This window comes from Alkalibacterium putridalgicola (assembly GCF_900109825.1).
GTDB lineage: Bacteria > Bacillota > Bacilli > Lactobacillales > Carnobacteriaceae_A > Alkalibacterium > Alkalibacterium putridalgicola.
This window is the reverse complement of record NZ_FOBL01000026.1, coordinates 1-15,436: the sequence shown is the minus strand read 5'-3', so window position 1 is coordinate 15,436 and position 15,436 is coordinate 1. Positions and strand designations below refer to the sequence as shown.

Genomic DNA, 15,436 nt, shown 5'->3' with positions numbered 1-15,436 from the left:
ATGTGTGTGGTTTGGCATTAAAAAGATTATATCGCTAGACTTCTTTTCATGGTTTAAAATACTATTTAGTTTAGCTTATATCGGTGCATTACTGGGAATATTGATCATTGGAAAATTTATTTTTGTACTTTTATATTATGGATTTGCGCCTTAACAGTACGCAGATAAAAGAGAATTTACCATATAGCTAGAAACATCTCTCTGTTATGATTTGTCATATTCACTTATACTTATTACTAAATAACGTTCCAAGAAGATTACTAAGTGAAAATGTGTGGAGGATTCTAAATAAATGAAAAAATTTCTTGCTTATACAGCTATAGCCATCGGGTCACTAGCTGTGCTTGTCCTCATCGGGGTCTTTGTTGTTTCGCTGTTTCAGGCACGACTGGAAACGTCCAATGAACGTCTGGAGTCCCGGGAAGAAGAACGCTCTTCGCTTGAGGACAGATGGCTGGATGCGCATGAAAACGATGAAAGTGTCACACTGGTCATTGAAGACGTGAGTATCGACCAAAGCAGCGGGACTTTGGAATGGTCAGACTCGCAGGGAGAAGGAGGCATTGTTTATTTTTCCATCGCTTCCGATGATTCGATCATTTTTTCAGAAGCAGACAGTGAATTCCCAAAGAATATGCCCAGTTACCCGCAGTATTTCCGGGAAGCCATTATAGAAGAGATGGATAAATAGAACCGAATCACCAAAATAATATAACGAGTAGGTCTGCTTTTTTAAATGACTTTTCAGGAAGCTGTGCTATACTCTATTAAATAGGAAATTTGAAGGAGTGGATGGATAGTGACTGAAAGATATCTGGATAAAGAAGTATTTGATGCTATCGAGTTAGAAAAGCAGCGTCAGGAAGAAAATATCGAACTGATCGCTTCAGAGAATTTCGTTTCTCAGGCAGTGATGGATGCACAGGGAAGTGTATTGACAAATAAGTATGCAGAAGGCTACCCAGGCAAACGTTACTATGGCGGGTGTGAATTCGTCGATATCGTGGAGAATCTGGCGATCGACCGTGTCAAAGAACTGTTTGGTGCCGACTATGCCAATGTTCAGCCTCACTCCGGTTCCCAGGCCAATGCAGCAGTGTTCCAGACTTTTTTAAAGCCCGGTGATACATACATGGGGATGGCTCTGAGCCATGGGGGTCACTTGACGCACGGCTCTCCGGTAAACTTCAGCGGCAAGCTTTATAATGTTGTCCCTTATGAAGTGGACAAAGAAACAGAGACGATCGACTTCGATCAGGTCAGAGAACTTGCCATCAAGCACAAACCTAAAATGATCATTGCCGGCTACAGTGCCTATCCAAGAATGATCGACTTCAAAAAGTTCCGTGAAATCGCCGATGAAGTAGGGGCGATCTTAATGGTCGACATGGCCCATATTGCCGGACTGATCGCGGCAGGCGTGCATCCGTCACCCATCTCTTATGCCGACGTCGTCACGAGTACCACACATAAAACGCTGCGCGGGCCAAGAGGCGGTCTGATTTTAGCGAAGGAAGAATACGCCAAACAGCTGAACAGCGCCATCTTCCCGGGCACACAAGGCGGTCCGCTCGAACATGTCATCGCCGCAAAGGCCGTAGCATTCGGAGAAGCGCTTCAGCCTGAATTTAAAGACTATGCCAAACAGATCGTCAAGAATGCCAGGGCAATGGCCGAGGTATTTGCAGGGTCAGCCGGCCGCCTGATCAGTGGCGGGACGGATAATCACCTGCTGCTGATGGAAATCACGGATTTTGGACTGAACGGCAAAGAGGCCGAAACGCTGCTGGATAAAGTCGGGATCACGGTGAACAAGAATTCGATCCCGTTTGAGACCCTGAGTCCATTTAAAACTAGCGGGATACGAGTCGGCACACCGGCGATCACGACGCGCGGATTTAAAGAAGACGAGTGCAGACGCGTTGCTGAACTGATCATTGAGACGCTGAAAGCGAAAGATGACGAGGAAAAACTGGCTGAAATCAAAAAGTCTGTTCGTGACCTGACGAAACGTTTCCCCCTTTACGCGTAAGAAAAGTTAATAAGTAAAAAAGTATCGGCTCCCTTTTAATACGAAAGGGAGCCGATACTTTTTTGAATGAAGTGAGTCGATGTGTCTAGAATACTTTTCCAGGATTCAAGCGGTTATCCGGGTCAAAAACACGCTTGATCTGACGCATGTAGTCCAGATTGATATCTTTGGTCATGGTATCCATATAGTCTTTCTTGACGATGCCGATACCGTGTTCGGCTGAAGGCAGCCCGCCCAGTTCGTCCACTTTCTGATAGAGATCTTTAAGCAGAGCCGCACGTCGTTCTGTCCACTGGTCTTCAGTCAGGTCATCTTTCATGAGCAGGGTATGCACATTGCCGTCGCCGGCGTGGCCGAAGTTCAAAACATTCAAGCCGTTTTTGTCCTGCATAGCTTTCGTTGACTCGATGAGCTCGGCGAACTTGTTGATCGGGACGACTTCATCTAACAGTTCGAACTCGGTGAATTTAGTCAAGCCAAGCAAAATATTATCTCGCAAGGCCCAGTTTTTCTTCGCTTCATCGGCTGTCAGAACGTGGCTCTCAAGAATCAGTTCACTCGTCACGGATTCGACCAGCTCGATGCGGTGATCGAGTTCAGTCTGGTCGTTGCCGTCCAGACTGATCATGAGGTAGGCTTCGCCCACTTGAGATTTTAAAGGATATCCTAAGTTCTGTTCGGCATAATATAAAGCTGAGCGTTCAAAGAGTTCCACACCTGACGGGTCTGCACCGCTTTTCAAAATCTCCAGTGTTGCTTCTGTGGCCTGCTGGACGGTTTCAAAAGCCTGGAGGATCGTGACATTGGCTTTAGGTAAAGGCACCAGCTTCAGACGGATGTTTGTCGTGATCCCCAAAGTCCCTTCCGAACCAATGAACAGGTCTTTCAGATCATAACCGGAGCTGCTCTTGATGTTCAGGCTACCTAAAGTCATTTCTTCACCATTCGAGAGGACAACGGTCATTTCGCGGACATAGTCACGGGTCGTCCCATATTTTACTGCTCTAAGCCCGCCGGCATTCGTTGCGACGTTCCCGCCAATGGTTGAGTGCTTGGAGGCAGGGTCAGGCGGATAAAAATAGCCTTTTTTCTCAACATAGTCATGGATGTCACCGACCAGCACTCCGGGTTCCACGGTCAGAGTCAGTGTTTCTTCGTCGAGCTCAATAATCTTATCCATCAAGTGGACATCAATGATCAGTTCATTGCCCTGAATCGGGACCTGAGCACCAGCCACGCCGGTCCCGGCACCGCGCGCAATAATGACCAAGTCTTTTTCGATGGCAAACTGAACGAGTGCTTTGACTTCGTCGTGTGTTTTAGGCAAGGCGACGGCATACACCGGTTTGATATTCTTTACATACGTATCGTGAAAATAAAGGTCTGGGACTGCATCGCCGACGAAAAGGCGGGACGTGTCCGTAATGATTTCTTCTAACTGCAGCATGTGATTCCTCCTGATAATAGAAAGCGTTTTTATTTGTAAGTCTATCTTAGCCTAAGCAAGCAGCGGATGTCTAATGGATAAGGCCATTTCAGCAATAAAGGTACAAATAACCATGAAGTGAAACTTTTTTATATAATATAGATGAATGAAATGAGTCCGTGTTAATACGATACGAGGAGGGGTATAGATGGGACATACGATAATAAAGTTAAAGGTAGAAAAAGAATTAATAGAACAAGCTGAAAAAATTTATCAAAATATGGGCCTGGACTTATCTACGGCCATTACTTTATTCTTAAAACAGTCTGTAAACGATCGATCGATGCCTTTTAAACCTAGCTTGAATGATCTTGAAAACATACAGGCTAGATTCGAGGCAGAACATGGTCAGACAGAGAAATTTAATAGTGTTGATGAGTTGTGGACTGATTTGAATGAAGATTGATCAAATTGATGCATTTTAGTAAAGATTTTAGAGAAAACTTAAAAGCCAGCTCACTGTTAAAATTTAATAGTGGGCTGGCTTTAGATATTTGAGTTTAGTATAAGCTACAAATTACAAGGTCTCTAGATCCAACTCTTCCAAAGTGGCATCGATGAACTCCCGACGCATTTTGAAGTCGCTGCCGTATTGTTTGACCGCGGCGATTTCGCCTTCATCGGAATAGAAACCGGCATATTTTTCAGGCTGCTGTACGGCTGAGACGATGGACTGTGCGCCTTCTTCCAGCGTTTTGAAGAAGGGATCCAGCAGCATAAACACAAAGGTACCGACACTTTGACTCACGTTGTTTTTGCCGATATTTGTAGAGACCATCCCCGGGTGGACCGCCGTTGTTTTGAGACCTTTGCGGGAATACTGTTCGTGCAGTTCCTGGGCCAGATAAAGGGTCCCCAGTTTTGAACGCCCGTATCCAGTGACAGGAGTATAGCGCTTCGGTTTAAAGAATGGTCGTTTCATCGGCGCAAACTTGTAGGCCCCGGAAGAGACGACAATCACTTGTTTACGTTCGCTGTTCATGACCAGCGGAAGCAATTCGTGTGTGAGTAGGAAAGGACCGAGATAATTGGTTGCCATCATCAGTTCGTATCCGTCAACGCTCTTTTCTTTTGACGTTGAGACCATGCCGGCGTTATTGACCAGACAGTCGATGTGATCGAATCTGTTTTTAATCGTTTCTGCCGCTTGTCTGACGGAAGCTAAGACACTCAAGTCGCATTCGATGAGATCTATGTGCAAATCTGGGTTCAGTTCGAGTAACTCTTCTTTCAAAACTGCCCCTTTTTCCAGATTACGGGCAAGCAACAGCATTCTGTCAAAGTCATTAACAAGGGCTTTTACAGCCCCGCGACCGATACCGGATGTGGGACCAGTGATCGCTAGAATTGATTCAGTCATTTCTATTCCTCCTTGAATAATCAGTTAAAGTTAATCACTATCGTTTTCATTTCTTTTTTTATCTACTAACTGTCTCGTGAAATAAGCAACTGGTAAAGACGTCCAAATCAGACCATTTACAAGCTTAATAATGTTTGATGTGAGCAACCCATCAATTATGAGTGGTGAATATGGAGAAATAGAGAGATAAAAGTTAGCTATACCAATAAATAAGAAAATAACGGCATACAGATTTGAATTTTGTTTTTTGGTAAAATAAGCGCCTTTATAAACATTCATCACTATGGAATAACCTGCAGCTAGAAAAATAAATAACATGAACTCAAGAGATTTCGTTTCAGCCCATTGGATGTCGTAAAAAAGTTCGAGGTTAAAATTTATAATTGATAAAGCGACTATAATAAAAAACGAATGATAACCGTATTTATAACGCATCAGTTTCTGATATTCATCGAATTGGTTCATTGTCAGTTTCCTCCCAGAATAAGTCGTTGAGTGTCACGTTTAATGCTTTGCATATCCGTATGCATAAATTGATGGTTGGATTGTAATCGCCCCGTTCAATGGCACTGATCGTTTGCCGGGTGACATCTACTGCGTCTGCCAGATCTTGTTGGGACATATCCAGTCTTGCCCTGCCTGTCTTTAATCGCAAGTTTTTAGCCATTGTTTGCTCCTTTTAAGTAATCTATATTGTTCATTGTGTAAAGTATATCTTACATAGTAGGTGGTGTAAAGGATTATTCATTTATTAATTAATTTATCTTGAAGGACTGTGAGACATTAAATGGAAAGGTGGATAGTTTGAGGCGAAACAAAAAAACAGATCATGTGAACCGTCCTGGTCTGCATGATCTGTATTATAATGTCTATGAAAGACATCATTCGGTTATTCGTTAATTGTAGTCGAATTATTTTTAATAACATCAACAATCTGTTCTTTTAATTCGTCAAATGGCTTGTCCCAAGTTGCCACCATCAGACACGTTTTGACAGCTTCATCAGTCGGTAGAGCAAGTTTCATCCCATTAATACGCAAAAAGTAAACGAGCGTCATGAAGGCTGTTCGTTTATTTGCATTATGGAAACAATGCTTTTTAACGAGATTGATGAACAGGATAGCTGCTTTTTCTTCTAAAGTTGGATAGACTTCTTCGCCGAAAGCAGTCTGATGTATGGACTGAAGGCACATGTTCAGAGCAGTGGGTTCTTTGACACCAATAAATTCTTGTGGAGAATCCTTTTTTATCAAATAAACGTTAAAGAAAATGACTTGTTTCTCTGAGAGTGTAATCATTTGTCCACCAGTGATTTAAACGTTTCTTTATGTTCTTCATAAATAGAATCTACCAAATTAATAAAGTCTTCGTTTACCACGTCCGGATCCTGTTTAACGAGTTCAGCACGCTTTTGATCGCTCGTAATTGAGACTGTATCTCCTTCTTTTAAATCAAGTGCTTCCATCACAGCGGGTGGAATAGTCAGTACATAACTGTTTCCGCTCTTTCGAATTTTTCGTACTTGTTTAGTAGTCATTACAATACCTCCTCTGTATATACATCTAATCTTGTAAATACATTATAGCATAATAAGACTTGGTTTGCTTCTTTTATGAAAGTTTATTCGGTACTTCATTATACGATAATATGCTATTGTATGGGTAAATACGGATACCAGAAAAACGGAAGGCAAGGTGACTTTAGAAATGGCAGAAAGAAAAGTAGTCTTATTCATTGCATCGAGTCTGGATGGTTATATTGCAGATGAAAATGAATCACTGGAATGGTTATTCAGTGTAGAGGGAGAAGGTGATAACGGGTATGCTGACTTTTATGAAACTGTAGATACAGTAGTGATGGGAAACAGGACTTACAAGTGGCTCTTAGATCAAAATCTCGAAGAGTTCCCTTACGAAAACAAGGCCTGTTATGTGTTTTCCAGGACTACAAAAGAAAATAATAAAAATGTAGAATTTATCGATCAAGACATTAAATCATTTGTTGAAGAGTTAAAAGAAAAACGAGGCAGGAATATCTGGCTCGTGGGCGGAGGCGATCTGCTGCGTTCATTTCTAGAAAATCAGTTAATTGATGAGATGATTGTGACCGTGGCACCCAGGATGCTGGGCAAAGGGACTCCGCTGTTCAAACAAAGTGATTACACATACGAGCTCTTACTGAAAAGTGTTCAGACATTCAACCAATTTGTGGAACTGCATTATGAATTCATATGATATAGTTTATTATTAAAGAGATAGAAATCAGAGTTGAGAAGTTTTAATATACGAATAAAGAGCGGAAGGGCAGTTTAATTGGCTCATCCACTCTTTATTCATATGATATTCATTAATCGTAATACACTTCATCTAAAAACAGACCCTGCGAAGGCACAGCCATGCCGGCGTCACTTCTTACACCGCTCTCAAATACGTCATCGATCGCATCCAACTCCAGAGTACCGGTACCGATTTCCAGAAGTGTCCCTGTCAGGATCCTGACCATTTTGTACAGAAAGCCTTCGCCGATAAAGGTAAAATGCACCATATCGCCTTCTTTTTCGATCGTGATTTTATCCAGTTTACGAACGGTCGATTTTTTTGACTTTTTAAGTGCTGAGAATCCAAGAAAGTCGTGGCGTCCAGTCAGTTTTCCTGCAGCCTTTCCCATCTTTTTCATATCCAGCTGTTCAGGGTAATGGAAGCTGTAGTTGCGCTCAAAGGCAGAAGGGATGGTCTGGTTCCAGACATAATAGCTGTACTGTTTTCCGCTGGCATGATAGCGCGAATGGAACCGTTCAGGCACTTCTTCCAATTTTTTGACGATGATGTCTTGAGGAAGGTTTTTTATCAGGACTTCCTGCATGGCCGAAAGCTCCATTTCGGACTCGGTCTTGAAGTTGGCAACTTGACCTTTAGCGTGGGTTCCGGCGTCTGTGCGGCCTGAACCGACGATTTCAACTTCTGTGCCGGTCAACTGTGACAGCACATTTTCGATCTTTCCCTGTATCGTCTTGTCTGTATCTCCAAGACGCTGCCAGCCCTGATAGCGGCCGCCGTCATATTCGATCGTCATTTTAATGTTTCGCATTGTATCCCTCTTTATCTTTATAGTTTATTCTTCGGTTTAAACTGAATCCATGTAATCTAACTTTCTTATCTTCTCATAGAAAAGCTAAAAAACCTAACGGATCCACTGTTCTTAACCATTATACCTTTTATAAGCCAAAGTCGCATACCTCTATGCTATACTGGAAATAAATCTTATTAAATCAGAACGCTTAATAGAAATGAGGAGCTTAAATGAAAACACATGTCGGAAACGAGAACTGGAACCGGGCGGCGGCTTTTTATGTACGCATGCAGGTGTTTGTGTTAGAACGGGAGATCTCGCTACAGGAAGAATTCGATTCAGAAGACACGGACGGAACCGTTTATGTCGTCCTTTATGATGACGACAAACCTGTGGCCACCGGTCGTTATAAGGAGATTGATTCAGATACGATCAGACCAGGACGTATCGGAGTTTTGAAAGAGTACCGTAAGCAGGGATTAGGAGAACGTGTCGTTAAAGAACTGGAAAAACTCGGGCAAGAGAATGGCTGTACGACATCCGTCATCCATGGGGAACTTACTGCGGCTGAGTTCTATGAAAAACTGGGTTATATACGCGTCTCGGACGTTTATTATGAAGACGGAGCCCCATGCGTGACCATGAAGAAAGAGCTGTGAAACTAATGAATTAAAAGCTTTGAAAAATGAAAGGAGCGACGACATGTCTAACAGAGATGCTAATTTAATTGGATTGAAGATCGGGTTAACGGTATTCGTCATTTTGATGCTGCCTCAAGCAGATACAGTGTGGTGGATGATACTCCTGATCGGGACGATTCAAGGCGTCGGTACTTTCACTATCCTCGACAAAGTTCTCGAACGGTTTCATACGGATGAATACAATGAGAAACAGAGGTAGGGTTACTTAGCTGATATGAGTTTATTGAAGGCTCGCAGATACCAGAATAAACCAAATAATTAGAAGAGGAGATGATGAGCCAAGACTTATCATCTCCTTTTTAGAAAGTATCGTTAAATTTAAGCCGTCTATGTCTATCATTTAAATCAATCAGGAATGAATACCACTCAAAATGAGTTGAACTCTTCTAAATTGATATAATCATAACCGAAATGTGATTCCCAAGATTAAGACCATCATATTTTTAATGATAATGCAAAGGGTTTGAACGATATGTCTATCTATGTTATTATCATGCTTGTGCGTGTCTAAAAGGTAAGTTTTTTCAAAAAGAAAAAATAAAAACGATCAAGTCGTTTACTTTTAAACAGGCTAAATAAATAGGAGGCAAAGAATGAAGAAATCAAAATATCGTAGACTGTTAACCGTGTTACCTGCAGCATTTTTACTGTTAGGATGTGAAGCTGGCGAGTCTGAAGAAGAACCAGCTGACGTCGGAGAAGCGATGGATCATACCATCGTTGGGATCGAAGCCGGCTCCGGCACGACTGAAATGGCAGAAGACATGCTGAACGACTACGATAATTTAGAAGGCTGGGAGCTTCAAACAAGTTCCACAGCGGGGATGGTCACGGCACTTGAACAGGCCATTGAAAACGAAGAGCCGATCGTTGTGACTGGCTGGACACCCCATTGGATTTTTGAGGAGTTTGATCTGAAGATATTAGATGATCCGAAGAACTCACTTGGAGAAGAAGAATTTATCCACACCATCGTCCGTCAAGGATTGGCAGAAGACATGCCAGGTGCCTATACTGTAATGGAGAATTTCAGCTGGGAAGTTGAAGACATGCAGGAAGTTATGTTTGCTGCGCAGGATATTCCTTTTGAAGAAGCTGCTACAAACTGGGTAGAAGATAATAGAGATATGGTGGATGAATGGACGGCAGGAGCCGAACCCGTAGACGGTCAAGAATTTAGATTAGTCTCTACACCATGGGACTCCGAACGTGCTTCCTCTCATGTGATGCAGATCGTATTAGAAGAACTGGGTTACACCGTAGATATCACGAGTGTGGATCCTGTTGTCATGTTTCAGGCGATCGCCCACGATGAAGGAGATGCCAGTTTAGCTCCATGGCTGCCAATGACTTTTGGCGCTTATTATGATGAATATGAAGATCAGATCGTTGATTTAGGACCGAATATGTCAGGAGCAATGAATGGACTGGTTGTCCCAGCCTATATGGATATAGATTCGGTAGAAGATCTGCCGGCAAAAGACTAACTAAAAAATGAATTTTGAATTTAAACTAATCTCGATGACTTATCCTGCGACGGCTGACCGTTGCAGGGAGTCGTCGGGATTTTTCGTTTATCCAGGCTTTTATATAGGGTTAGTTATGTATAAATATACTAAAAGGGATGATGATAGCACATCCAAAGGATTCACGGTAGAATGAAAAGAAATGAGATCTTTTTGTATCTTTGATATAGTTCAGTAAAGCGGAAGGGTGGTAATGGCATGAGAAGTTTGAATATCGCACATAGAGGATTCAGTGGTCAGTATACAGAAAACACCATGACAGCCTTTGAAAAAGCGTATGAAGCAGGCGCTGATGGGATCGAACTGGACGTCCGTCTGACCAAGGACGGGGAAGTCGTCATCTTCCATGACGCTAAAATAGACAGGATGACGGAAGGAAAGGGTGCAGTCAGCGATTATACCCTGGAAGAACTGCAGACTCATCCGATCATCACTCACCCCCTGCAGAAAGCGATCAAACAGGCAGTGATACCGACTCTGTCAGAGTACCTTGAATGGGCAAAAGACAAACCGCTCGTGACGAATATCGAGCTGAAAAGCATCAAGAAGAACTACAGGCTGGAGCTTCGAGTAGCTGAAGCCATCCAGGTATATAATATGGAAGAACAGGTCATTATTTCGTCATTTCTTGAAAATAGTCTGATCCGTATGAAAATACTGGCGCCTCGTGCAAAAACCGGACTACTCCTTTCCAAGTATAATGAATCGACTATTCAAATGGCCAGGGAACTCAAATTTGACTACGTGCATTTAAAAGCAGGCAATCTGACTGAAGAAATTATAGAGGCAGCTCACGCTCACGGGCTGGGTATCAACACCTGGACAGTCAATGAACTGAAAGATCTGGAAAAAGCTAATCGTTTAGGATTGAACGGAATCATAACGGACTATCCGGATCGGCTGCGTACGATTCAGTATAACAGTAAGTAAAACGAAGGTTTGAACATTGAATTTTTTATAGAGAGCAAAGCATCGATCCTGAAAGCGGGAGAGATGCTTTTTTAATGCTGTAATATACGAAAACTCTTTTAATAAGTAAGGAAAACCTGTTATGATAGATAGGATGAATAATTATTTAAAAAAAGTATATAGATGAATGAGAGATAAGGAAGTGTTGATTTGTTACATAAGCAATATGTACTTGGTATGATGAGTGCCGCCGTACTTCTGGCCGCGTGTGAACCGGTGGATGAAGCCGTGGAACGGGAAGAGATAGCTACAGAAGAGGCAGCGACAAGCGAAGCTGCAGATCTGCCAGAAGAAGAGAGCGGGAATAGCGTTTCTTCTGAAGAAACAGAGGGCATTTCTGACGATACTGATGTTGTAGAAGAAACAACAGAAGAAGTAGCCACCGACGAATCAGAGGATAGAGTCGCAGAAGACGATGCTGCATATGAAGTGTCGGCGAATGCTGATGATCTAGAGGCATCTGGAACGGAATCAGCAGATAACGAGACTGAACCGGAGACAGAGGAAGCAGAATCTGACTTAGTCTATGATATCGAAGCCTTGGACTTGCCCAGTCCGGAAGACCTGCCGCTGGACGAGGTTTATATCGAAATAAATGATAATGTCCCACTGTTCACGAATGAAGAACTGGAAGTCAGCGAACCGTTTCATTCATATGAAGCAAGAGATGAATTAGGCCGTGTCGGTGTAGCGGATGCTCTTTTGGACGTTGAGCTAATGCCGGCAGAAGAACGCGGATCCATCAGTCACGTCGATCCGACAGGGTGGAACCAGGGGAATTATGATGTCGTTTCAGGCAACTGGCTCTATAACCGCAGCCATCTTATCGGCCACCAGATGACTGGGTACGACGGAAAAAACAACCTGATGACCGGGACCCGTCAGTTCAACGTCGAAGGCATGCTGCCGTTTGAGAACTTTGTGGCCAGTGTCGTTGAAGACACCGAAATGCAGGTCCGTTACCGTGTCACTCCGCTGTTTGAAGATGACAATATGCTTGCTCACGGCATCGTCATGGAAGGCTTCTCAGTTGATGATAACGGCGAAACATTGACCTTTAACGTCTTCGTCCCGAATCAGCAGGATGGTATCGAGCTGGACTATGAAACCGGCGACCATGCGCGAGTTGAATAAAGTAATATAAAAAAAGCAAGAGGCTGGGGAAAATCCCGACCTCTTGCTTTTTTAAGTACATTTTATGGTAGTCAGAAGAAATATGAAGTTGCTGGTGGTTTCTTTACCATCTCAAAGGTGACTTTTCTATCGAGATAGTACGGGAATATGAAAGCCTACTGACTGGATGTCAATTATTCTAGTGAGTAAGTATGCGTCGAGCTATGCATACCATCTCGATCAGCTTTTTACTCCTCGTGTTAGTACGCGGTTCCCTGGGCTTACCATCTCAAGTACTATCAGCTAGTCCAGTTAGTATTTAAGTCGATTCCAATGCCCATTCATCTACATTTTCACTCTTGAGTGGGACATATTCTTCGCCAAAGATGGATTTACTTTTACATAAATAAATAGGTCACTCTTTATTCCTCTTGGTTAGTTTAATTGATTCAACAAAGTAATTGAAAACGAAATAACCTACTATGACGAGAGCATAGCCGGTCCATACGGCTGGTCCCTCAAAGCTGCTTACTATGATACCTAAAATAAATAAACTGACGAATTCCCAAAAAAACCAGGACGCATTACTTATTTCGATATAGTCACCATCATTTACAACTAGTTTGTTGCTCCTGCTGCCAAATTGTTTGATCTGCAGGACTGATTCTTCTTCAGGAAGAGTGAATTCTTTCTCTTCCCCCTGTGCAATTTTTCCAACATCCTCATTATTGATCTCGATTTTGAATTTTATAAAAGAAGCTGCAACTTCTGTATCCCTTATAAGTATAAAAGCCATATAATTTCCTCCTAGGTTATTAAAAAAATCTTCATCATCTTCAAGGTTTTCACCACGGACCAGCCGGATGGTACCAGGCTGGAAAATGATACCGTTACACATATTCCAGTGGATTGATTAAAGCCAAAAGGGAGCGTTTGCCTTGGCGTGAACTTGTTATTGATCTTCGTTAATTTTAATGAGTCAGTCTTTATAAGTAAGATAAAAAAGCATGTAATCGCAACGAGTAGACTGATAAATATGGCGAGTGCTTCAAGGAGAGTGACTATAGGTACAAATAATACTGCGAGCAAAACCATCCATCGAAGTCCCGTTCCGTTGGATATTTCCACTTGATCGCCATCGTTGACCGTAAGTGTGTTGCTTTTTCCGCTGAACTGCTTTATCTGAATTATGGAATTATCTTCTGGTAGAGTGATCGTCTTCTCTTCACCTAATGCTATTTTTGTAACTGGCTTATTGTTTAGCCATATTTTGAATTTCAGCAATGAACCAGCGACATAGGGATTGCGTGTCAATGTGATCGTCATTTTCGTCTCTCCTTATCATTATTTTAAGTCAGCAGCAGCAAAATACTGTAACCCACTACGCCAGAAGCAAAAGCTGCAAAACTACTTTTTCGCTGCTCTGGTAGTTCTTCTTTCAAGATATTAAGGATGATCCCGCCTGCTAGAAAAGCGAAAAGTGCGGACATGAAAACTTGATTGATTTCAAAAGCGTATCCTAAGAGAAAACCGGTAATACTTCCTAAAGACAGGACCCATCTTCCGTATTTATCATATTTGCCCTTGTAATGGACTCTGAGACCCTGATCAACGACAAAGAAATGGAGACCTAAAGCTGTTCCGTATAGCAGTAAAGAGGCTAAAGACTCCCTCTCCCTATTTACCAACAGATATCCCGTTACAGTATTGTATATAGCGGTAGATACGAGATGGATCCAAAAGGTGCTTTGTATATAAGCTGGATCCACTCCTTTTTTCTCTTTAGACAGCTTGCTCATTCGTTCCAGCCCATAAAAAATGGTCAATCCCAAAAGAGAGATGACATATATATGACTTTCTAATGATAGCAAAAAACTATTTGTTAAAAGCTCTTCGATAGTTTCCTGGTTTTCACTAAGTTCTGGAAGGATATGTATAAAAACATACGAAACTGCTACTCCTCCCGCAGTGGATAAGAATTTACTTCTGGGTACTCTGTCCAGCACCTTCAAATAGGTCGTACTTATATGTATGATGGTGAAAACGAACGTTATGAGTAATGGGATCAGCATGAAATCACTCCTCGTTATTTATATTTATGTAGGTATGACTGAGAGCCACTGATAGAAGGGCCCTCATAAACCACTTTACTATAGATATTTAAAAAACTCTAACTATAAGCTGGTCGAGCATTTTTAATTGCAATTTCAAGTCTTTGCCTGCTGTGTTATGATGGACCAATAATTTGTAAGTTAATATGAAGATGAATGTATGGATACATAGAGGAGGAATTGGTCATGGCAACGATAGAGGATTTCATGAAGCTGGATATGCGTATCGGAACCGTTGTGAAGGCAGAGCCGTTTCCGGAAGCTCGGCAGCCGGCAATAAAATTAGACATCGATTTTGGGTAAATGGGAATCAAACAGTCATCAGCGCAGATCACCAAGAGATATGAATCGGAGCAGCTTGTGGGAAAACAGGTGGTTGCCGTCGTAAACTTCCCGCCCAGACGTATAGCGGGGTTTAAATCCGAAGTGCTGGTCATCGGCGGTGTGCCAACTGAAGGTGATGTGGTGCTCTTAAAACCGGACGAGCGAGTTGAAAATGGAACACCTATAGCCTGAGATTTTTTATTATAAACCACGGGTGTTGACAAAACAACCACGCTCTTAGTTAAGAGAGCATGGTTGTTTTAGGTTATTATAAGTTTTTAGAATCATCAAGTTTTTCAAGTTTATAGATATTCACGAATTGTAGGATCAGTAAGAATCCCAAAACAACAAGTGCAAAACCGATCCATCTGGCACTACCGTCAAATATGTTCAATACGGGGATCAGCATAGCTATAAAAAGAAGCATAAGCAGAAGGCCTGATCCATTGGTCACTTTGACATGATCACCGTCATTCACAAGGAGTTTGTTGCTTTTACCATTGAACTGTTTAATTTGTAAAACGGCTTCCTGTTCTGGAACAGACAATTCTTTTACTTCTTTCTGAGCGATTTTAGCTATCTGAGTGCCGTTGACCCATACCTTGAATTTCATTGATGAACCCACAGCTTCTGTTTCTCGTTTAAGTGTAATCGCCATACTATTACCTCCCTGATTATAATTAAGTATAGCATGGAGATGATATATTGATGTTAGTATGAAATCCTGGACACGTTTTGATAGAATA

The 15,436-nt window shown here is 42.2% G+C and carries 21 protein-coding genes; 10 read left to right on the top strand and 11 right to left on the bottom strand.

The features are described from left to right. Positions 1-292: 292 nt before the first annotated feature. Both BMX84_RS08945 and glyA read left to right on the top strand, forming a co-directional pair. Entirely contained in the window at positions 293-691 is a 399-nt protein-coding gene (locus tag BMX84_RS08945; protein WP_091489025.1) for a hypothetical protein, read from the top strand. Between the two features lie 108 nt (positions 692-799). Beyond that, positions 800-2,032: a serine hydroxymethyltransferase gene (glyA, locus tag BMX84_RS08940; protein WP_091489024.1), complete on the top strand. Its 1,233-nt coding sequence runs from the start codon at positions 800-802 to the stop codon at positions 2,030-2,032. A gap of 85 nt (positions 2,033-2,117) precedes the next feature. Here glyA and BMX84_RS08935 read toward each other — a convergent pair whose 3' ends face one another. Next, a complete protein-coding gene (locus tag BMX84_RS08935; RefSeq protein WP_246119128.1) occupies positions 2,118-3,479 on the bottom strand; it encodes an FAD-binding oxidoreductase in 1,362 nt (453 codons plus the stop codon). 187 nt (positions 3,480-3,666) lie between these two features. On the opposite strand from BMX84_RS08935, the gene BMX84_RS08930 reads away from it, so the two are divergent. Next, entirely contained in the window at positions 3,667-3,924 is a 258-nt protein-coding gene (locus BMX84_RS08930; protein WP_091489022.1) for a type II toxin-antitoxin system RelB/DinJ family antitoxin, read from the top strand. Between the two features lie 111 nt (positions 3,925-4,035). Here BMX84_RS08930 and BMX84_RS08925 read toward each other — a convergent pair whose 3' ends face one another. The 5 genes from BMX84_RS08925 to BMX84_RS08905 form a co-directional block, all read right to left on the bottom strand. Further along, the gene (locus tag BMX84_RS08925; protein WP_091489009.1) at positions 4,036-4,878 is read right to left on the bottom strand and encodes an SDR family NAD(P)-dependent oxidoreductase; all 843 of its coding nucleotides are present in this window, start codon (positions 4,876-4,878) and stop codon (positions 4,036-4,038) included. 30 nt (positions 4,879-4,908) lie between these two features. Continuing rightward, the gene (locus tag BMX84_RS08920; RefSeq protein ID WP_091489007.1) at positions 4,909-5,343 is read right to left on the bottom strand and encodes a hypothetical protein; all 435 of its coding nucleotides are present in this window, start codon (positions 5,341-5,343) and stop codon (positions 4,909-4,911) included. Then, positions 5,327-5,545: a helix-turn-helix transcriptional regulator gene (locus tag BMX84_RS08915; RefSeq protein ID WP_091489005.1), complete on the bottom strand. Its 219-nt coding sequence runs from the start codon at positions 5,543-5,545 to the stop codon at positions 5,327-5,329. Before BMX84_RS08915 ends, BMX84_RS08920 begins: the two co-directional genes overlap by 17 nt. A gap of 222 nt (positions 5,546-5,767) precedes the next feature. After that, on the bottom strand, positions 5,768-6,175 hold the full coding sequence (locus BMX84_RS08910; protein WP_091489004.1) for a type II toxin-antitoxin system death-on-curing family toxin: 408 nt from the start codon (positions 6,173-6,175) through the stop codon (positions 5,768-5,770). Next, positions 6,172-6,414: an AbrB/MazE/SpoVT family DNA-binding domain-containing protein gene (locus tag BMX84_RS08905; RefSeq protein WP_091489002.1), complete on the bottom strand. Its 243-nt coding sequence runs from the start codon at positions 6,412-6,414 to the stop codon at positions 6,172-6,174. The genes BMX84_RS08910 and BMX84_RS08905 overlap by 4 nt, the downstream gene beginning before the upstream one ends. 169 nt (positions 6,415-6,583) lie before the next feature. Here BMX84_RS08905 and BMX84_RS08900 point away from each other — a divergent pair, with 169 nt between their 5' ends. Next, positions 6,584-7,111: a dihydrofolate reductase family protein gene (locus tag BMX84_RS08900; RefSeq protein ID WP_091489000.1), complete on the top strand. Its 528-nt coding sequence runs from the start codon at positions 6,584-6,586 to the stop codon at positions 7,109-7,111. A 112-nt stretch (positions 7,112-7,223) separates the two neighbouring features. Here the strand turns inward: BMX84_RS08900 and truA are convergent, their stop codons facing one another. After that, a complete protein-coding gene (truA, locus tag BMX84_RS08895; RefSeq protein WP_091488999.1) occupies positions 7,224-7,964 on the bottom strand; it encodes a tRNA pseudouridine(38-40) synthase TruA in 741 nt (246 codons plus the stop codon). 212 nt (positions 7,965-8,176) lie between these two features. Between truA and BMX84_RS08890 the strand changes: the two genes are divergently transcribed. From BMX84_RS08890 to BMX84_RS08870, 5 genes are all read left to right on the top strand, one after another. Further along, a complete protein-coding gene (locus BMX84_RS08890; RefSeq protein WP_091488997.1) occupies positions 8,177-8,605 on the top strand; it encodes a GNAT family N-acetyltransferase in 429 nt (142 codons plus the stop codon). 43 nt (positions 8,606-8,648) lie between these two features. After that, the gene (locus tag BMX84_RS08885; RefSeq protein WP_091488995.1) at positions 8,649-8,846 is read left to right on the top strand and encodes a hypothetical protein; all 198 of its coding nucleotides are present in this window, start codon (positions 8,649-8,651) and stop codon (positions 8,844-8,846) included. A gap of 394 nt (positions 8,847-9,240) precedes the next feature. Beyond that, positions 9,241-10,134: a glycine betaine ABC transporter substrate-binding protein gene (locus BMX84_RS08880; protein WP_091488994.1), complete on the top strand. Its 894-nt coding sequence runs from the start codon at positions 9,241-9,243 to the stop codon at positions 10,132-10,134. Between the two features lie 237 nt (positions 10,135-10,371). After that, complete coding sequence (locus tag BMX84_RS08875; protein ID WP_091488992.1) at positions 10,372-11,103, top strand: glycerophosphodiester phosphodiesterase; 732 nt, start codon at positions 10,372-10,374, stop codon at positions 11,101-11,103. A 189-nt stretch (positions 11,104-11,292) separates the two neighbouring features. Next, on the top strand, positions 11,293-12,276 hold the full coding sequence (locus BMX84_RS08870; RefSeq protein WP_143058705.1) for a DNA/RNA non-specific endonuclease: 984 nt from the start codon (positions 11,293-11,295) through the stop codon (positions 12,274-12,276). Positions 12,277-12,670: 394 nt separating this feature from the next. On the opposite strand, the gene BMX84_RS08865 is transcribed toward BMX84_RS08870, so the two are convergent. The 3 genes from BMX84_RS08865 to BMX84_RS08855 are packed head-to-tail and all read right to left on the bottom strand — an operon-like array spanning position 12,671 to position 14,327. Continuing rightward, on the bottom strand, positions 12,671-13,051 hold the full coding sequence (locus BMX84_RS08865) for a hypothetical protein (protein WP_091488988.1): 381 nt from the start codon (positions 13,049-13,051) through the stop codon (positions 12,671-12,673). An 11-nt stretch (positions 13,052-13,062) separates the two neighbouring features. Continuing rightward, on the bottom strand, positions 13,063-13,581 hold the full coding sequence (locus BMX84_RS08860; protein ID WP_091488987.1) for a hypothetical protein: 519 nt from the start codon (positions 13,579-13,581) through the stop codon (positions 13,063-13,065). A 23-nt stretch (positions 13,582-13,604) separates the two neighbouring features. Further along, positions 13,605-14,327 carry a hypothetical protein gene (locus BMX84_RS08855; RefSeq protein ID WP_091488985.1) on the bottom strand — a complete coding sequence of 241 codons (723 nt, stop codon included), beginning with the start codon at positions 14,325-14,327 and terminating at the stop codon, positions 13,605-13,607. A gap of 342 nt (positions 14,328-14,669) precedes the next feature. On the opposite strand from BMX84_RS08855, the gene BMX84_RS12645 reads away from it, so the two are divergent. Next, complete coding sequence (locus BMX84_RS12645; protein ID WP_218142364.1) at positions 14,670-14,882, top strand: hypothetical protein; 213 nt, start codon at positions 14,670-14,672, stop codon at positions 14,880-14,882. Positions 14,883-14,958: 76 nt separating this feature from the next. Here BMX84_RS12645 and BMX84_RS08845 read toward each other — a convergent pair whose 3' ends face one another. Next, a complete protein-coding gene (locus tag BMX84_RS08845) occupies positions 14,959-15,348 on the bottom strand; it encodes a hypothetical protein (protein ID WP_091488984.1) in 390 nt (129 codons plus the stop codon). Between the last annotated feature and the right edge of the window lie 88 nt (positions 15,349-15,436).